Here is a 613-nt window from a genome sequence, read left to right on the forward strand (position 1 = left end):
GCTATATCATATTGATTCTGAACCGTTGGTGTCACTACCTAAAACAAATATATGGCCAGTGTCAATATACTATCGCTTGCTTTCATTTGATTATTTTTCTGAACGATTAGATCGACTGCTATATCTTGATGCTGATATTACGTGTAAAGGCTCTTTAGAGGATCTTGCCGCACTGAAATTTGATGGGGAATATGGTGCGGTTGTAGTAGATGTTGATTCAATGCAGGATAAAAGTGCAGAGCGTCTACATAATCCTGAGTTTAAAGGCAACTACTTTAACTCGGGTGTCATGTATATAAACTTGCAGCAATGGCTTAACTCTAATTTAACGAAAAAATTCTTCGAACTATTGTCAGATGAAAGTATAGTTTCCAGAGTAAAATATCCTGACCAGGATATTTTAAATATCATGTTTTTGCATCATGCGGTATTACTACCGAGGAAATATAACTCAATTTATTCATTGAAGTCTGAGTTTGAGATTAAAAATAAAAATCACTATAAATCAGTGATTAATGAAGAGACAGTATTTATTCATTATACTGGTGTAACAAAACCATGGCACGAGTGGGCTGACTATTCCTCAGCACAATTTTTCCGCACAGTATATGAG

Annotated in this window: 1 protein-coding gene; it reads left to right on the forward strand. The window is 34.9% G+C overall.

Translation table 11 applies throughout. The features are described from left to right. Positions 1 to 613 (forward strand): glycosyltransferase (locus tag KQJ19_RS23810; protein WP_275972575.1); only part of this gene is annotated, 613 nt, incomplete at both ends.

Source organism: Citrobacter sp. S46_ASV_140, from assembly GCF_018919545.1.
Classification (GTDB): domain Bacteria; phylum Pseudomonadota; class Gammaproteobacteria; order Enterobacterales; family Enterobacteriaceae; genus Citrobacter; species Citrobacter braakii.